This window comes from Paenibacillus sp. DP01 (assembly GCF_044784315.1).
GTDB lineage: Bacteria > Bacillota > Bacilli > Paenibacillales > Paenibacillaceae > Paenibacillus > Paenibacillus polymyxa.
In genome coordinates this window covers 5,612,735-5,628,399 of the sequence record NZ_CP173059.1, presented here as the reverse complement: position 1 = coordinate 5,628,399, position 15,665 = coordinate 5,612,735, and the positions used below count along the sequence as shown (strand labels likewise).

Annotated in this window: 19 protein-coding genes; 10 read left to right on the top strand and 9 right to left on the bottom strand. The window is 45.3% G+C overall.

All coding sequences use genetic code 11. From position 1 onward, the window contains the following. The first annotated feature begins 206 nt into the window (after positions 1 to 206). The 3 genes from ACH59B_RS24830 (at position 207) to ACH59B_RS24820 (ending at position 2,203) form a co-directional block, all read left to right on the top strand. Positions 207 to 563: a nucleotide excision repair endonuclease gene (locus tag ACH59B_RS24830; protein WP_016822573.1), complete on the top strand. Its 357-nt coding sequence runs from the start codon at positions 207 to 209 to the stop codon at positions 561 to 563. A gap of 109 nt (positions 564 to 672) precedes the next feature. Beyond that, on the top strand, positions 673 to 1,617 hold the full coding sequence (locus ACH59B_RS24825) for a YafY family protein (RefSeq protein ID WP_017426071.1): 945 nt from the start codon (positions 673 to 675) through the stop codon (positions 1,615 to 1,617). 64 nt (positions 1,618 to 1,681) lie between these two features. Continuing rightward, complete coding sequence (locus ACH59B_RS24820; RefSeq protein WP_016822575.1) at positions 1,682 to 2,203, top strand: DinB family protein; 522 nt, start codon at positions 1,682 to 1,684, stop codon at positions 2,201 to 2,203. Here the strand turns inward: ACH59B_RS24820 and ACH59B_RS24815 are convergent. The 4 genes from ACH59B_RS24815 to ACH59B_RS24800 all read right to left on the bottom strand — a co-directional run bounded on the left by ACH59B_RS24815 (position 2,136) and on the right by ACH59B_RS24800 (position 4,733). Beyond that, on the bottom strand, positions 2,136 to 2,672 hold the full coding sequence (locus tag ACH59B_RS24815; RefSeq protein WP_045244754.1) for a Crp/Fnr family transcriptional regulator: 537 nt from the start codon (positions 2,670 to 2,672) through the stop codon (positions 2,136 to 2,138). The genes ACH59B_RS24820 and ACH59B_RS24815 overlap by 68 nt on opposite strands. 36 nt (positions 2,673 to 2,708) lie before the next feature. Beyond that, positions 2,709 to 3,449: an SDR family oxidoreductase gene (locus tag ACH59B_RS24810; RefSeq protein WP_016822577.1), complete on the bottom strand. Its 741-nt coding sequence runs from the start codon at positions 3,447 to 3,449 to the stop codon at positions 2,709 to 2,711. A 27-nt stretch (positions 3,450 to 3,476) separates the two neighbouring features. Next, positions 3,477 to 4,055: a TetR/AcrR family transcriptional regulator gene (locus ACH59B_RS24805; protein WP_016822578.1), complete on the bottom strand. Its 579-nt coding sequence runs from the start codon at positions 4,053 to 4,055 to the stop codon at positions 3,477 to 3,479. A gap of 132 nt (positions 4,056 to 4,187) precedes the next feature. Next, complete coding sequence (locus ACH59B_RS24800; RefSeq protein WP_016822579.1) at positions 4,188 to 4,733, bottom strand: glutathione peroxidase; 546 nt, start codon at positions 4,731 to 4,733, stop codon at positions 4,188 to 4,190. 283 nt (positions 4,734 to 5,016) lie between these two features. On the opposite strand from ACH59B_RS24800, the gene ACH59B_RS24795 reads away from it, so the two are divergent. Next, entirely contained in the window at positions 5,017 to 5,748 is a 732-nt protein-coding gene (locus ACH59B_RS24795; RefSeq protein ID WP_025366187.1) for a YheC/YheD family protein, read from the top strand. A 148-nt stretch (positions 5,749 to 5,896) separates the two neighbouring features. Here ACH59B_RS24795 and ACH59B_RS24790 read toward each other — a convergent pair whose 3' ends face one another. Continuing rightward, positions 5,897 to 6,637 (bottom strand): SDR family NAD(P)-dependent oxidoreductase, encoded by a 741-nt coding sequence (locus ACH59B_RS24790; RefSeq protein ID WP_016822581.1) that lies wholly within the window; start codon positions 6,635 to 6,637, stop codon positions 5,897 to 5,899. Positions 6,638 to 6,794: 157 nt separating this feature from the next. On the opposite strand from ACH59B_RS24790, the gene ACH59B_RS24785 reads away from it, so the two are divergent. Continuing rightward, the gene (locus ACH59B_RS24785) at positions 6,795 to 7,682 is read left to right on the top strand and encodes a LysR family transcriptional regulator (protein WP_039276479.1); all 888 of its coding nucleotides are present in this window, start codon (positions 6,795 to 6,797) and stop codon (positions 7,680 to 7,682) included. Between the two features lie 45 nt (positions 7,683 to 7,727). Here the strand turns inward: ACH59B_RS24785 and ACH59B_RS24780 are convergent, their stop codons facing one another. Both ACH59B_RS24780 and ACH59B_RS24775 read right to left on the bottom strand, forming a co-directional pair. Further along, on the bottom strand, positions 7,728 to 8,597 hold the full coding sequence (locus tag ACH59B_RS24780; RefSeq protein ID WP_016822583.1) for an AraC family transcriptional regulator: 870 nt from the start codon (positions 8,595 to 8,597) through the stop codon (positions 7,728 to 7,730). Next, positions 8,542 to 8,676: a hypothetical protein gene (locus ACH59B_RS24775; RefSeq protein ID WP_256620833.1), complete on the bottom strand. Its 135-nt coding sequence runs from the start codon at positions 8,674 to 8,676 to the stop codon at positions 8,542 to 8,544. Before ACH59B_RS24775 ends, ACH59B_RS24780 begins: the two co-directional genes overlap by 56 nt. Before the next feature lie 170 nt (positions 8,677 to 8,846). On the opposite strand from ACH59B_RS24775, the gene rlmN reads away from it, so the two are divergent. The 3 genes from rlmN (at position 8,847) to ACH59B_RS24760 (ending at position 11,699) form a co-directional block, all read left to right on the top strand. After that, entirely contained in the window at positions 8,847 to 9,944 is a 1,098-nt protein-coding gene (gene rlmN / locus ACH59B_RS24770) for a 23S rRNA (adenine(2503)-C(2))-methyltransferase RlmN (RefSeq protein WP_016822584.1), read from the top strand. A gap of 140 nt (positions 9,945 to 10,084) precedes the next feature. After that, entirely contained in the window at positions 10,085 to 10,786 is a 702-nt protein-coding gene (locus ACH59B_RS24765; protein ID WP_290404947.1) for a dihydroorotate dehydrogenase electron transfer subunit, read from the top strand. Then, positions 10,767 to 11,699 (top strand): dihydroorotate dehydrogenase, encoded by a 933-nt coding sequence (locus ACH59B_RS24760; RefSeq protein WP_017426080.1) that lies wholly within the window; start codon positions 10,767 to 10,769, stop codon positions 11,697 to 11,699. The genes ACH59B_RS24765 and ACH59B_RS24760 overlap by 20 nt, the downstream gene beginning before the upstream one ends. A 101-nt stretch (positions 11,700 to 11,800) precedes the next feature. On the opposite strand, the gene ACH59B_RS24755 is transcribed toward ACH59B_RS24760, so the two are convergent. Then, complete coding sequence (locus ACH59B_RS24755) at positions 11,801 to 11,983, bottom strand: hypothetical protein (protein ID WP_016822587.1); 183 nt, start codon at positions 11,981 to 11,983, stop codon at positions 11,801 to 11,803. A gap of 249 nt (positions 11,984 to 12,232) precedes the next feature. Here ACH59B_RS24755 and ACH59B_RS24750 point away from each other — a divergent pair, with 249 nt between their 5' ends. Both ACH59B_RS24750 and ACH59B_RS24745 read left to right on the top strand, forming a co-directional pair. Continuing rightward, a complete protein-coding gene (locus tag ACH59B_RS24750; protein WP_404302949.1) occupies positions 12,233 to 13,858 on the top strand; it encodes an ATP-binding protein in 1,626 nt (541 codons plus the stop codon). Continuing rightward, entirely contained in the window at positions 13,855 to 14,592 is a 738-nt protein-coding gene (locus tag ACH59B_RS24745) for a response regulator (protein ID WP_404302947.1), read from the top strand. Before ACH59B_RS24750 ends, ACH59B_RS24745 begins: the two co-directional genes overlap by 4 nt. Positions 14,593 to 14,643: 51 nt before the next feature. Here the strand turns inward: ACH59B_RS24745 and ACH59B_RS24740 are convergent, their stop codons facing one another. Beyond that, positions 14,644 to 15,663 carry a 2-hydroxyacid dehydrogenase gene (locus ACH59B_RS24740; RefSeq protein WP_404302945.1) on the bottom strand — a complete coding sequence of 340 codons (1,020 nt, stop codon included), beginning with the start codon at positions 15,661 to 15,663 and terminating at the stop codon, positions 14,644 to 14,646. Positions 15,664 to 15,665: the final 2 nt, after the last annotated feature.

Below are 15,665 nucleotides of genomic sequence, written 5' to 3'. Positions count from 1 at the left end.
AAGCCTCCAATAATATTCAAGTACGCGTCAATCTGCCGATGCCAGAATCACACTGACATATTGTAACGGAAACCAACCTACTCGCATAGTAGGTAATTCATAAAATTCCTACCGATCTGTTTAGTGACGGGCAAGGATTTATTAAATGGTGTTAGCGCAGGATTTATGATAGTATTTACACCTATATAGAATGAGGAAGTGACATAGTGATTAATATAACGATTCCAACTCCAGATATCACGATTACCAAACAGGTTAACCCTGAGCTCAGCCATATTTACGGATTTACAGATTTCCACCTGATTCCTAGAGATAAGGCTGGTATCTTTATGTTTTACAACGCACAGGAGGAATTGCTGTTCGTTGGTAAAGCAAGAAAGCTAAGACCAAGAATCAAAAAGCATTTTGAAGATAACGTATCGCCGATCAAGGCCAATCGGAACGAAGTGGCGATTATTGAGGTCTGTATTGTGGAAGATGCGGTAGATCGTGAAATTTATGAAACCTACATCATCAATTCGCAAAAGGCTAAATATAACGTTGAAAAAGTGTTTTTTAAATAAAGAAGCAACTGCTTTATGACAAAAGAGCAATAAGCCGCAGTCGTGCACTGCTCTTATTGCTCTTTTAAATTCGTGCATTTAGATCCTTTCAAGGACGGGGCGATGTAGTATGAACAAAACCGACCGGTTGCTGGCCATTTTGCTAGAGTTACAACGTAACGATATTTTACGGGCCGAGGATTTAGCGGCGATTTTCGAAACAAGTGTGAGAACGATTTATCGGGATATTCAGGCTTTAAGCGAATCGGGCGTGCCGATTGTAGGGGCACCGGGCATTGGATACTCCTTGATGGAGGGATACTTCCTGCCCCCTGTAAGCTTTACTGTAGAAGAGGCTGTGGCACTGCTAATCGGAGCAGATTTTGTCGAACAAAAATTTGATACAGACTATGGCATGAAGGCACAAGCTTCACGTAGAAAAATTGAAGCCATTTTGCCAGAGAGCGTTCGCAGGGAAGTTTCTCAGGTGCGAACGACCATCAGACTGCTGGCGGTGGGTAAAGGGGCAGACCAGAGAGAGAAAACGTATTTGGAAACGCTACGCATCGCTGTATTGAACAAACGGAAGGTTCGGTTTAGCTACTCCAAAAAATTGCCAGAGGCTGACGGGAATCGCCAAAGTGTGCGTGTGGTCGCCCCTTATGGTCTTGTACTGCTGCATGGTTCGTGGGTTTTGATTGGACAATGCGAATTGCGGCAGCAGCTGCGCCATTTCCGTTTGTCGCGTATGGACGAGCTGATCATGCTGGAGGATAGCTATCAGTTGCCTAGTGATTTTAATTTGCAGGATTATAAACAACCCGATGACCGCCATGTAAATGTCCGCATACAAGCCAATTCGAATATTGTAGATAAAGTGAAGGAAGCGAACCATTTTTACATGGAGTCCATGGAGGAGCATGCAGATGGACTGCATGTACTCTATCGCGTCAGACAGCCAGAGGAGTTACTATCATGGATACTTGGATGGGGTGCAGACGTGGTGGTGCTGGAGCCTGAATCGCTTCGCGAGCGTGTCCGTACGGAAGTGGAAAAAATGTTGAAATGCTACTGACATAATGCTGTCAGTAGCATTCTTGTATAGTAAAGCTACTTTGATAGAGAGGGGCATTTACTATATGAATACAAGCGAAACATTACAGCGTTTTGAAGAAACGGTACAACACTATCTTCTTGAATTGGACAGCTTCAGCTTGGAGCAATTGCAGTACACACCGCAGGAGGGACAATGGTCGCTTGGACAAATGTATCTTCATTTGGTGAACTCTGCTCTTTATATGCATCTTAGGAACATAGACCTTTGTCTACAGTCTAATGGGGAGAAGGGGGATAAAACGGAGGCGGGCACAGCCGCATTTAACTTGGGAAGCTTTCCACCCATACGTATCCAAGTTCCACCATCTCCGCAGTATACTCCCCCCCAACCGACGAGCAAAGAAGAGATTGTAGAAGGATTAAACGTGGTGATCCGTAAAATGAGAGAGATTGAGCCGACCGTTGACAAATCAACAGGGTCGTCTACCGTCTCTCATCCCGGATTTGGCGCGTTGAATGCGGGAGAGTGGTTTAGACTCATCGAGATGCATTATCGTCATCATCTTTTGCAGATGGAGCGCTTGAAGCACGCAATAGCCGGTTAATCGTCTCCCGGCGCAGCCCGATGAACTGCCCAATTTCCTCCTGCGTCAGCACGTCTGTTAACGTAGCGGGTGCGATGTAGGAGTGGAACCAGCGTTGAAGCTTCCGAAGCTTCTCGGCAGGCGATACCTCCGTGAGCTGGTCAATTCGTTGCTGCATCATGCGCAGCTTATCCTGTAGCTGCAAAGCAATGGCTCGACATTGAGCCGGGTCTTGCTCTAGCTTCAGGTACCATTCTTTTTGCGACAGAACCTCAACCTCAGAGGTGACCAGCGCCATCGCGGTACCATAATAGGGATTGGGACTGATGAGGGAGTGGTGCGGGATGGTTTCATCGGGCACAATTACATTAACTAAAATTTGCGAGCCGTCTTCATGGACTCGGACAATTTTTAACAAGCCGCTCTTTAAGTGATATAAAGGGCCTGATTCCCCTTGTCGAAATAAGGTCTCGCCTTTGTGTAATATCATGAACGTGTATAGCCTCCATTTCATGTATTCCAGCTTTTAGATGAATCCGCCATTCACGCGGATGGTCTGTCCGGTAACCCACTGCGATTTAGCGCTGACCAGAAACTCAATCACATCAGCGATATCTTCCGGTTCACCGAGACGACCCATAGCATTCATTTTCTTCATGCCTTCGATCTGTTGCTCTGTTTTTCCTGCCTGAAAAAGCTCTGTGTTGACAGGGCCGGGAGCCACGGCATTGATCGTAATTTGCCTGCTTCCGAACTCTTTGGCTAGCTGACGGGTAAATTGCTCCACCGCGCCTTTCGTTCCCGCATACACGCTGTAAGCCGGGAACATTTGTCCGATCACGGACGTGGACAGGTTCACGATTCTCCCGTAGTTCTCCATGTATTTCATCGCTTGCTGGCAGGCAAAGAAAGTACCTTTTACATTCAATGCGAATTGTTGGTCAAAATCAGCTTCGGTCACCTCAGCCAGAGGTTTGGTAATCATCAGCCCGGCGTTGTTAACCAGAATATCCACTTTGCCGAATTCAGCAATCGTATTTGTAAATAAGGCTTCAATATCGCCCATCTTGCTCAGATCAGCGTGGAGAGCGATGGCCTTTCCACCTTTTTGAAGAATGCCTGCTACCACTTCTTTAGCTCTGTCCGGACTACTGGCATAATTGACGACTACACTAGCACCTAGATTAGCCAGCTGCTCGGCAATGGCACGTCCAATTCCCCTGGAGGAGCCAGTGATAATCGCTATTTTCCCTTCCAAATGCTTCATATGTGTTTGGCCTTCTTTCTATATATTTTAAGATATCCCTTTTTCTAAAAGCATCCACACTTCTGCAAACTCCTGATCAATCGTCGGATTCTTCCATTCATAAGCATGTGCGGGATGATGAAAACGGGCTGTGGCATAGAAAAGCGTACGCGCCAGTTGGGGCGGCTGATCCGCTGTGATACCCCCGCGCACAATAATATCAGCGAGCTGATCCACAATGTGGGCGATATGTTGGTCGATTAAATCCGCGGCTTGCTCGGTGACCCGGGTATACATCTCGAACATTTCCTCGTCATCGCGGGCATAATACTGCTTAAGTTCGACCAAGGTCTGTATATATCGTTTTAAGTGCGATATTCCTAGCACAGATGAATCCTGGCATATCTCCGTTAACGGATCGATAATCTTTTCATTTAGCCATTTTTCGGTCACGCCTTCAAGAAGCTCGGCTTTACTTTTAAAGTGTCGGTAAATAGTGCCGTGACTTACTCCTAACACTTTGGCAACATCCGTCACGGAGCTTTTGGTTACACCAAAACGTCTAAGGGTGTCTTCTGTAGCGATAAGAATCTGTTCCTTGGTCAGTATATCTGAGGACTTTTCCATAGAGACACGGTTGACTTACCGTGTGAGTCACCTCCTTGAAGTCAGGATAACACAAAGAGTATCAAATGACAAATATACGTTTTTGTCATTTGATACTCTTTGTTTAAGAATCTAAAGAAGTGACCAGGAAAACTACAATAGCGATTCGATGACAGGGTCAATAGCACAGGTTGCCGTTGTTACTTCAAATCTGGCTTTTACATAGCCGCCGCGATCAATCAGGAATTTGGAAAAATTCCACTTGATACCGTCGCCAACGTATATTTCTGGATATTTATCCTGCAAGAAATCGTCCATCCATTGGCCGTCTTTGGCCTGGGTATCGAAGCCTTGAAACGGTGCCTGTTGGGTCAGATATTGAAATAAAGGATGAAGGGAAGATCCTCTTACCTCCGTCTTCTCAAATAATGGGAAGGTTACTCCATGCTTAATTTGACAAATTCCCTGAACCTCCGAATTGCTACCCGGCTCTTTTCCATTGAATTGGTTACAAGGAAAAGCAAGGATTTCAAAACCTTGTTCTCTCCGTCTTTCATAGAGCTTTTGCAGATCAGCGAATTGGCTGGAGAAGCTACACATGCTGGCAGTGTTTACAATAAGGAGAACCTTACCTCTATAGTCTGACAATTCAATCGGTTTCCCGTTAATTGAGGTTGCTTGAAAATCATAAACAGACATGTTATCGTTCCTCCTCGCGTTATTTTTTAATACATCATATATCTAGAGTTGTTATTGGTCCAATATATTATTGGGATTAACTTTATAGGTATTTACAATAATTGCGTCATGTAAAGACCTATAGTACCCCTCTCTCTCTTTGAAATCAAAGAAGACTTGGCTTAGAGAGAGTAGGAGATTTGCCTCTTACATAGCAAACTGTGGCATTCGCCGTTACCAAGATAGAATATAGATGCATATTCATGTAGTGTGTGCAAAAACCCAACAGAATCGAGGGATATTCGTGCCCATTGGAAAGATGATTCAATACAAGGAAATGCAACAACATCCCATTTTACGCTCGCACTTGCCCGAAACCCGCTGGATTACGAATGCAAGGACTTTACGGATGCTGGATACCTACCGCACTGTCTTTATCAAGCCTAATTATGGCAGTGGAGGAACCGGCATCATACGCGCGAAAAAGGTAGGGAGGAGATATGAGGTTCGTTGCGGCTCCAGTCGCAGAGTCGTTAGATCCCACGCTGTAAGAAGAGCAATTAGAAGCTATCGGAGACCTCATCGTCGTTATTTGGTACAGCAAGGACTTAAGTTAGCCAAGTACAAAGGTTCGATTTTTGATGCCAGAGTGTATATGCAGAAGCCGGAATCGGAATGGGTCATTTCAGGGATAACCGGCCGTGTCGCTGCACCTCGAAAGGTCGTTACCAACTATCGGAAGGGAGGACATGCGGCGCCGTTGTCCAAAGTGCTTTTAAGGGTTTTTAAAAATGACAGAGCGAAAATGAAAGAGATTTTGGACCAGGTCATTGAGCTTTCTAGAATCATTGCCGACACGATTGACCAAAATCATCCGGTTCGCGAGCTGGGCATCGATCTTGCTATTGAAAAGAGCGGTCAAATCTGGATTATTGAGGCCAATCCGCATCCAGGACATATGTTATTCAGGCAGCTCCCTAATCATAAGATGATTCGCAACATTTTGAGAAATAAACGTCGTATTCATCATCATTAGAATAAAGTGTTTTAAATCATTTATGAATAAGATAAGGAGGAGAACGCCCCGGCAAACTTGCGGGAGCATTCTCCTTTTTAGGTTCTAGCTTAACAGCCACCTTCTGTCTAAGAAGGCGGCTTGTTTTTTACCTAGAAGCCCAGTAACTTTATAGCGTTTGTCCGCTGTCTATCGTAATGATCTGGCCTGTCATGGCTTCCTGTTCCAAAGCAGAGCAGACCATGCTAGCAATATCCTCAGGTGTGGAAATGCGCTGTAGCAGCAAGTGGGGAGCCAATTGTTTCATTTGTTCTTCCCTACCTGCCCACCATCTTGTGGCCACCGCGCCTGGTACGATGCAATTGACTCGAATATCAGGTGCCAGCGATCGTGCTAACGACTTGGTCAGCCCGTGAACGGCTGCTTTGGATACTGCATAGGGTAGCGAGGAACCTAGCCCTGTTTGTCCAGCTATACTTCCCAGATTGACGATAGCTCCTTGTTGACGATGCTTCATATAAGGAGCCACGGCTCTGGCACAGTGAAACATGCCTTTCACATTGACATCCAAGAGATCATTCCACACCGCTTCCGTAACGGCCTCTAGATCATCCATCGGAATATGATGTGTAATGCTGGCGTTATTCACCAGTACATCAACCGTGCCGTATTGCAGAACGATCTGCTCGACCATCGCTCGAACTTCCCGATCTTGGGAAACATCTGCCTGTAATGCAATTGCACTTCCTCCCTGTTCAAGTATCCTACCTACGGTTTCCTCTGCATCGTCTTTAGAACGGGAATAGTTTACGACTACCGTAGCCTTACGATCCGCCAGCTCCATACATATGGCTCTCCCAATTCCTGTACCGCCTCCTGTAACCAGTGCTACTTTTTGATGTAAATCCATGTATGTCCGCCCCTTATCCAACTCGTTAGTTTTGTGTGAAAAATAATATGATCTAATATGGATCATTGTAGAGGATGTATTATATTATGTATAATTGAATTAACTGAACTTGAAATTCAATAAAACTGAATTAAACGAGCGACTTAGGAGTAGGAGAATGGATATTAAAGCACTTAAAACATTTCAGATGATTGTGAATTGCGGAAGTTTTATGCGTGCAGCGGAAGCGTTGAATTATGCACAATCCACCGTGACGATGCAAATACAGAGACTGGAATCCGATCTAGGAGTTCAGCTGATTGAACGGGGCAAGAAAATAAAGTTAACTGAAGCGGGCAGGATGTTTTACGAGCAAAGTCTGCATATTGTAAAAGATATGGAGCAATTGCAGGAAAATATGGAGAACCTGCAAAAGGGAACCGCAGGCGACATTCGTATAGGGGTGACTGAACCGACCGCCAGTTACCGACTACCTGAAATTTTAAAGCGATTCTTAAACCATTATCCTTACATTCGGATTTCTGTTGAGTTTGGGAATACCCCTACATTAAGCGAGCGTATTCTCAAAGGGGATGTGGACATCGCATTATGCTCCGCTCCGGATTTGGGTACAGAACTATATTTTGAACCTTTATTTAAGGAGAATTTTGTAGTTTTGATGCCTGAACATCACCCTCTTGCACAAAAGGAGTGCATTGGACCCGCAGATTTGCAAGGGCATCGCCTACTTATTACGTCGTCCATCTGTCCCTATCGGCGCAAACTTGAAATGGTCATGAAGGAACATGGAATAACCACGTTAGACACGATGGAAATTGGTAGCATGACGGCTCTGAAATCTTATGTGGAATGTGAATTGGGGATTGCCCTTGTGCCCCAAATTCTAGTCCATCCTGTCCCGGCAGGAACAGCGGTGAGGCAATTAAGCGGCAGCCTGATCGATATGTCCTTTGGTCTTCTTTGTAAAGCAACCGAGGTACCGCTGAAGCTAGCAAGCGCAAGGCTATATTCTGTGTTAAAGAAAGAACTGGGGCAATTGTCCTGAGCATACGATAACAAACCGACTGCAATAGGCAGCCGGTTCGTTTGTTTATTTTTTCGTAATCGGAATCCATACTTCACTTCGGTAGTCCTCAGCATGAGCATCCCCCATGGTATACACTTCCAGCTCGGGACCGCCCGAATGCTCATAATTGCTGGCAGGGAACCATTCTTGGTAAATTCTTTGCCATACCTTCTGGATCGAGTGAGGCATAGGGCCGGTGGATGTAAACACGGCCCAGGTGGCAGCCGGGATGGTTCTGGCTTCTAATCCGTTCGAGGCTGCTACGTCTTCGTTACCCTCTGCGGCGATAAGGTAGCTAAACGTCTCCTCACCATGCTTCATGTCCAGACATATACCGAGTATATCGTCGCCTGTCCCCAAGGCATGAATGCGATCTGATGTGCCATCTCCGTTAAGCCGATCCCAGAATTTTGGGATTTCCCGAAGATTTTCACCGTTCTTAGTAGTAACTTGAATGGACTTCCCAATGACCGTAAACGCCGCCTTCTCTACAATTTTATAATCCATTTCCTGATCTCCCTTCAGCGATAGGTGGAAGGTGATGCGCGGAAAGGCTTTCAGGTTCACTCCCGGGTTTCTGGCCTCAGAGGGAGAAATACCGTGTACCTTTCGGAACGCTTTAGAAAAAGATTCGGGGGAATCATATCCGTATTTGAACGCAACATCCAGTACTTTGGTGGTAGAAAGACTCAACTCCTGAGCAGCCAGGGTCAATCGACGTTTGCGCACATATTCTGCTACCGTAACGCCAGTCAGCATATAAAACATCCGTTGAAAATGAAAGGGAGACGAGTAGGCCGCCTTTGCAATTTCATCGATATTGAGGGGTTGCTGCATTCTATCTTCCATTAGATCGAGTGCGTTCTTGATCCGAACCAACCATTCCAACCACATCACCTTCCTTGGTTGTAATCATATCATTCACGGTGTCCGTCATCCTGTCTTTGCGTGCTGTTGTTGAACAGGGTTTCATCAGCCTGCCCCCTTGTGTTCATAATTAAAATTTGGGACAATAAAAGAAGTGTTTGAATAGCGCAGAGCGCTCAAACATGCTATGATGCAATGATAGTTGAGACGAGTCGTGATGGCTAGGGTTTATATATAGAAATACGAATTTTAACGTTTGTGAAAAGAGGATCGAACATGAAAAAGGAATCCATTTATGGATTAACGTTAGACCAATTGACAGCATGGCTCATGGAGCATGGACATAAAAAATCTCGGGCATTACAGGTATGGGACGCATTGTACCGGAAACGAATTACTGATTTTGCGGCGATGACAGAGGTTCACGAGAGTTGTACTCGCTTGTTGGCAGAGCACTTCTCTATTGAAATCCTGGAAGAACACGTGAAGCAACAATCAGCAGACGGGACGGTCAAGTTTTTGTTCCGCTTGCAGGATGGGAATTTGATTGAGACGGTATTAATGCGGCATAAGTTTGGACTATCCGTATGTGTGACGACCCAGGTGGGATGTAACATTGGATGCAGCTTCTGTGCGAGCGGATTGTTGAAGAAGAGCCGTGACCTTTCCAGTGGTGAAATTGTAGGACAAATCATGAAGGTGCAGCTGTATCTGGACCAGGAACGTCCGGGCGACCGGGTCAGTCACGTTGTGGTAATGGGGATTGGCGAACCGTTTGATAACTTTGTGAACCTGTCCGATTTCATTCGGGTCATTAAGGATCACAAAGGGCTGGCGATTGGGCCGCGGCATATTACTGTGTCCACAAGTGGCCTTGCCGATAAAATTATTGAATTTGCAGATTCCGATCTGCACGTCAACCTTGCGATCTCCCTCCACGCTCCGAATAATGAGATTCGTACCCGCATTATGAAGATCAATCGGGCGATCCCGATTGAGAAGCTCATGCAGGCGATTGATTATTATTTGGACAAAACCAATCGTCGGATTACGCTAGAGTACATCCTCCTGAAGGATGTTAATGACGGTAAGGAGCATGCGCTCGAACTGGCTGAGCTGGTGGGCCATCGTCGCAATCTGGCGAATGTGAACCTGATTCCGTACAATCCGGTGGATGAGCATAGTCAATACCAGCGGAGTGAGTCGGAGTCGATTACTGGCTTCTATGATGTGCTGAAAAAGCAAGGCATTAGCTGTAGTGTTCGGCTGGAGCACGGAGTCGACATTGATGCGGCCTGTGGACAGCTACGCAGCAAGCAAATTCGCAAGGATGCGAGCGGCAGCCGCAATGCGGAGCGCGAAGCGATTAGTTAAAATGCACGAGCGTACTCTCTAACAGGAGTACGCTTTTTTTATATACGAGCCATCGAGCAAAACATCATCTGTAAATGTGAAAATAGTCACGTAATAGTTGCTGCTTTTACGTTATAGTGAGTGGTTAGTGGAGGGGTTATATGGCTAACGTAATTTCAAATGTGGCGCTCGTTCCGGGCATTTATGTAATGAAGATAGAGGGCAAATATAAAGGGAAAATGGGTCAGTTCTACATGCTGCGCAGCGGAAATGGTTACCCACTGCTGCCAAGACCCATCAGCATTTATGATATCGGGGAAGAGAGTATTTCCTTTTTATACCGGGTTGTTGGAGAGGGGACCAATCTATTTTCCCAATTACAGCCTGGTCAGGAGATTCAGTTGGAAGGACCTTTCGGAAACGGGTTTCCGCAGGTCGAGGGCAGTCTAGCTTTAATCGGCGGTGGCATGGGTACAGCACCTTTGTTGTTGGCTGCAAAATATTACCCACATGCAGACGTTTATCTGGGTTTTGCACAGCAAGCCTTTGGGGTTGAAGCGTTCGAGGCAGCGGCAGCATCTGTACAGGTCAAAGTGGGGGGGAGCATCATCGAACAGGTCGATCCTGCTCGCTATGCGAATATGTTTTCCTGTGGGCCCACTCCGATGTTGCAAGCACTTGCGTTGAAAACGGCGGGTACAGCGTCCCGTTTATATATTTCAACAGAAAGACACATGGCCTGTGGTATTGGCGCATGTTTGGGCTGCACCATGCGTACCCGTGAAGGCAATCGGAGGGTATGTAAGGAAGGGCCGGTATTCCCGGTGGAGGAGGTGGAGTTCGATGATCTCCATGGCATGTAATATAGCAGGTGTACCGTTCAAAAATCCAATTATCATGGCATCCGGTACGTTTGGGTTCGGGCGTGAGTATGCAGAATTCTATTCTCCTGAGCTACTCGGCGGCATCGTCGGCAAGGGACTAACCCTTCATCCAAAGGCGGGGAATACGGGGCAACGAATACATGAGACAGCATCCGGTATGCTGAATAGTGTAGGATTGGAAAATCCAGGCGTGGCGGCTTTTTTGAAGGATGAACTGGATGACATGACTCGCTGGAATACGGCTGTTATTGCCAATGTGGGCGGCTCCAATCTGGAGGAATACGTTCAGGCCGTAGCCATGATTACGGAAAACGCGCAAAAACGCCGTACAATGAACCGCAGAGGCGTTGACATGCTGGAATTGAACATTTCATGTCCCAATGTGAAGCAGGGTGGAATGCAATTTGGTATCCAGACGGAGGTAGCGCGGGAGGTTGTGCGTCAGGTGCGCAATGTGACGGCACTTCCGCTGATCGTCAAGCTATCTCCTAATGCAGAGAACATCACGCAGATGGCAGTGATGTGCGAGGAAGAAGGCGCGGACGGGGTTTCGCTGATCAATACATTTTCTGCAATGAAAATAGATATACGTCGGCGTCGCAGTGTCTTTGCCAACACGTATGCAGGCCTTTCCGGCCCGGCAATCAAGCCGATTGCCTTGCGCATGGTTCACCAGGTGGCGCAGGCGGTATCGATTCCCGTGATCGGGATGGGCGGGATCAGCTCGGTGGAGGACATTATTGAATTTACCATGGCAGGGGCCGCCGCTATTCAGGTGGGAACGTATAATTTTGTCCATTTACATGCAGGGGCTGAGCTGGTATATGGACTAGAACAATGGATGCAGCAGGAAAAGGTGCAGTCGTTGGATGAGATACGAGGAATTTTGTGAAGTTTGTACTCGTTTGTGCATAAACTTAAGCATACAAAACCGGCTTGTCTTTTTAGGCAAGCCGGTTTTGTATTTTATTTTACCGAACCAGCCAGACTCGACTAATGGTTAATATCGCATTTGTTCAAGATGAACGAAATTTGATTTTCCAGCCGATGAATGGCTTCCTTGGATGCCTGGTCGTTGGCACCTTGTGCCTGAAGCGTAGCGAGCTCCTGCTTGAGCTGGTGAAGGTCTTGTCCTGCATGGGAGCAGTCGTAATTGCTTTCGAGATTGTCAATCATCCGTTATCCTCCCTTTCGTTAGGTATACGTCCTTATTATGGAGGATTGATCTTTCCTTATTCAGCATATTGTTCTATTTCAGGTACAGACTACGTTAATTCCCGATGAGACGCGTAAAGCTTGCAGAATAAGAAGGGAATTTGTCAAACAATGTCGAATAAAAAGGGATTATAGGGGCAAGATAGGCTCTTCTTCTCATGGAGAGCTTGATAAAGAAGCTGGGTGATAGGGTTGCGGTTAAAAGGCAAGTTGAAACCGAGAAGACAATTCAAAGTTTCGCTACAATTCATGATTATTATTTTGGTTGTTTTAGTTATTATTATTTCCTTGATTATATCCTTGCTTCTCATTCGTAATTTCGTGATTAACAAGCATTTTGATAATACGAAGGAAAAACTTTCGGGTATTGCCAAGGTGGTTGCCAGTGACAACGATGTGATTCGTAATGTTGAGCGGGGAGTTCCTGTGAGACAGATCCAGGATTACTCGCTTGGAGTCATGCATAACGTTAATGTAGATTTTGTAGTCATACTGAACCACGATTTAATTCGGCTATCACATCCGAATGAAACCATGATTGGCAAGCCGTTCTCTGATCTGAATGATGCTAGAAAGGCGCTATCCGGTCAGGGACATTTCTCTGAGAATATCGGTGTTTTGGGTCAAGGCTACCGTTATTTTACGCCGATATTCAATCAACAGAATGAGGTCATTGGCATTGTATGTGTAGGACTGACCATGAGAACGCTAAATCATGATTTGATGCAGGCGCAGTATACCATTTTTGGAGGACTGATGCTGGGGCTCTTTAGTGGAGTTCTGGGAGCGATCATTCTGGCGCAAAAAATCAAAACGATTTTATTTGGGCTGGAGCCACAAGAGATAGCAACACGATTACGTGAAAAAGTAATTATTGAAAATGAAGTCTCTGAAGGCGTTATAGCCATTTCCGCTGATAAGAAAATTATGCTTATGAACAAGGAAGCTAAGGCCAAGTACCAATTGGCGAATCAAGACAAGAAAGCTCCGATTGGCGAGCAGATCGATACCAACTTTTATAACGCGCTCTTCAAGAAAGTGTTTGATGATAAGAAGAAGATCAAGGACCGCTCATTTTATGTGAATGGTATAGAAGTCATTGCGACAGTAACCCCTATACATGTAGAAAATGAGTTTTTTGGGGCAGTGGCTACGCTGCGCGATCAATCCGAAATGATTCATCTTAGTAATCAGTTAAGTGGCACCAAATATTATATTAACTCTCTTCGCGGACAGACGCATGAGTTTATGAACAAAATGCACGTGATCTCCGGACTGATTGAGATGAGGAAATATGAAGAGGTCAGTCAGTATATTCAGCAGCTAAATCACCGGTATCAAAATGAAGTAGGCTTTCTAACAGAGAGAATTAAGGTTCCGGCGTTAGCAGGTTTTATTATGGGAAAAATCAACGAAGCACGCGAGCAAAATATTTCGGTGTTACTGGAAGAGAGCTCGAATGTCTCTAATGTGGAGATGCAGGACATTGTTCATGATGTTATACACATATTGGGCAATTTTTTTGACAACGCGATAGACTCCATTTTACAAAAAAAACAACCCGGCAAAATTGAATTGAAATTGAATTATGAGTGCGAGGGAAATGTGTTCATTTTGAAAGTGAAGGATAATGGTATGGGGATTGATTCCGAAATGCAACAAAGAATATTCGAGCATGGCTTCTCAACCAAAGGAGAGGACAGGGGTTACGGCTTGAATCTGGTTAAAACCATGGTGGATAATCACCAGGGCATCATTGAAATTGACAGCCAACCTGGCCTGGGAACAAGTATCTATGTAGAGTTGCCCTGTACATTGGAGGTGACGAGTGAATGAAGGTACTCATTGTTGAGGATGATCCCATGGTTGCTGAGCTCAACCAACAGTTTATTGAGCGTATGGACAACTTGGATGTGGTAGGTAAAGCAGATACCGTCCAGAAAGCGCGGGATTATCTTCAGAAACACACACCGGATTTGGTATTGCTGGACGTGTATTTACCCGGAAAAAGCGGATTAACCTTGCTATCCCATATGCAGGAGCATCAGTACCATGCTTCGGTTATTTTAATTACGGCTGCAAAGGATATCCAAACGGTGAAGGAAGCTGTTTTTTATGGAGTGGCGGACTATCTAATCAAGCCTTTTACATTTGAACGTTTTAAGCTGGCTGTGGAGAAAATCCAGCGTCTGGCCACGGTAATGGAGGAAGGGAACGGAATTAATCAGGCTGTCATTGATCAATATTTTAATAAAGAAGAGCCTATGGGTGTGGAAAAGAAAAAAACTGTTGAACATCTACCTCCAAATCTATCAAAAAATCTGTCAAAAAACTTGTCCAAACTGACCATGACTACCATACTGAAGAGTATCCAAGAGCTGGACGGACCCTTTTCGGTTGAAACCTTAGCCAGAGAAGTGGATTTGTCCCGGATTACAGTCAAAAAATATATTCAGTTCCTAGTAGACGATGGCTTCCTAATTGAATCGATAGAATACCACAAGGTTGGAAGACCACTAATGCTCTATCAGATCAATCCTGATATAAAAGAACCGCCATTTCCAGTATGATCTGGAGATAGCGGTTCTTTACTTTCCAATGAGTGTACCAGACTTTCTGCATTATTTCATAGCGAGAACAGGAAGTGGAACCAGATTGTCCGAAGAATGAGTTGTAATGAAATCATGGAAGTTTTCGTAGCTGGTTTCAATCATGTTGGATAACGCAGTAACCGTATTCGAGCCCGCATGAGGGGTTACCAAAACTCTTGGATACAGCTCCACAAGCTTCTGGATTGTTGGGTCCGGGAGCATTTGCCATGGGTCAAATGCTTTGAAAAATAGTTCTTCCTCTTTAGGAAAGACATCTGTTCCGAACCCTTCCAAATGATTGCTGAGCAATGCATCCAGAATGGCTTGGTTATCTTGTAATTCCCCACGTGAGGTGTTGATGAGAATAGCTCCCTTTTTCATTTTTGCTAAAAAGCTGGCATTAATCATTTGGTCGTTCTGTCCCGGCAGGTAAGGAACATGCACACTGACGATGTCACTCTCTGCCAGTAACTCATCCAAGGTTGTGAATGGAACGACGGCCTTGGCCGCGTCCGATTGGTACACATCATAGCCGATAACAGAAGCACCTAATCCTTTAAACAATCTGGCTTCCGTCAGACCAATGCGACCGACCCCGATAATCCCGACTTTACAATTGTGAATCTCTTTGCTGAACGTATGCTCGTCCACAATAAAATTTTTGAAAGAGCTTTTGGTAGTCATATAAGCGGTGTGACGGAGCAGCATCATAGCCAGCGTTAGGGATAACTCTGCAATAGCATTCGGAGAGTAGGATGGGACGCGTGCGACCTTCATTCCAAATTCGCTGCAAGCATCCAAATCAATGTGGTTGATTCCGACCGTTCTGGTGAAAACATATTGAATGCCGTACTTATTGAATTTTGTAAGATTTTCTCGATTGGCAGCACAGTTTCCTCTTAACAAAACAGCATCGTGATGCTGCGCCAGTTCTGCATTGCTGGAGGTCAGTAGCTCTTCTACCAGCGTCAGTTGAAAGTTATATTTATTAAGCTCATGGAAATAGGGCTTCTCATATGAACGGGCACCATAGCAGATGATTTTTAACATGT

Excerpts from the sequence above, each read along its gene's own strand:
- ACH59B_RS24825 (WP_017426071.1), top strand. The coding sequence starts at position 673 with ATGAACAAAACCGACCGGTTGCTGGCCATTTTGCTAGAGTTACAACGT.
- ACH59B_RS24820 (WP_016822575.1), top strand. The coding sequence starts at position 1,682 with ATGAATACAAGCGAAACATTACAGCGTTTTGAAGAAACGGTACAACAC.
- ACH59B_RS24815 (WP_045244754.1), bottom strand. The coding sequence starts at position 2,672 with ATGATATTACACAAAGGCGAGACCTTATTTCGACAAGGGGAATCAGGC.
- ACH59B_RS24810 (WP_016822577.1), bottom strand. The coding sequence starts at position 3,449 with ATGAAGCATTTGGAAGGGAAAATAGCGATTATCACTGGCTCCTCCAGG.
- ACH59B_RS24805 (WP_016822578.1), bottom strand. The coding sequence starts at position 4,055 with ATGGAAAAGTCCTCAGATATACTGACCAAGGAACAGATTCTTATCGCT.
- ACH59B_RS24800 (WP_016822579.1), bottom strand. The coding sequence starts at position 4,733 with ATGTCTGTTTATGATTTTCAAGCAACCTCAATTAACGGGAAACCGATT.
- ACH59B_RS24790 (WP_016822581.1), bottom strand. The coding sequence starts at position 6,637 with ATGGATTTACATCAAAAAGTAGCACTGGTTACAGGAGGCGGTACAGGA.
- ACH59B_RS24785 (WP_039276479.1), top strand. The coding sequence starts at position 6,795 with ATGGATATTAAAGCACTTAAAACATTTCAGATGATTGTGAATTGCGGA.
- ACH59B_RS24780 (WP_016822583.1), bottom strand. The coding sequence starts at position 8,597 with ATGTGGTTGGAATGGTTGGTTCGGATCAAGAACGCACTCGATCTAATG.
- ACH59B_RS24775 (WP_256620833.1), bottom strand. The coding sequence starts at position 8,676 with ATGAAACCCTGTTCAACAACAGCACGCAAAGACAGGATGACGGACACC.
- rlmN (WP_016822584.1), top strand. The coding sequence starts at position 8,847 with ATGAAAAAGGAATCCATTTATGGATTAACGTTAGACCAATTGACAGCA.
- ACH59B_RS24765 (WP_290404947.1), top strand. The coding sequence starts at position 10,085 with ATGGCTAACGTAATTTCAAATGTGGCGCTCGTTCCGGGCATTTATGTA.
- ACH59B_RS24760 (WP_017426080.1), top strand. The coding sequence starts at position 10,767 with ATGATCTCCATGGCATGTAATATAGCAGGTGTACCGTTCAAAAATCCA.
- ACH59B_RS24755 (WP_016822587.1), bottom strand. The coding sequence starts at position 11,983 with ATGATTGACAATCTCGAAAGCAATTACGACTGCTCCCATGCAGGACAA.
- ACH59B_RS24745 (WP_404302947.1), top strand. The coding sequence starts at position 13,855 with ATGAAGGTACTCATTGTTGAGGATGATCCCATGGTTGCTGAGCTCAAC.
- ACH59B_RS24740 (WP_404302945.1), bottom strand. The coding sequence starts at position 15,663 with ATGTTAAAAATCATCTGCTATGGTGCCCGTTCATATGAGAAGCCCTAT.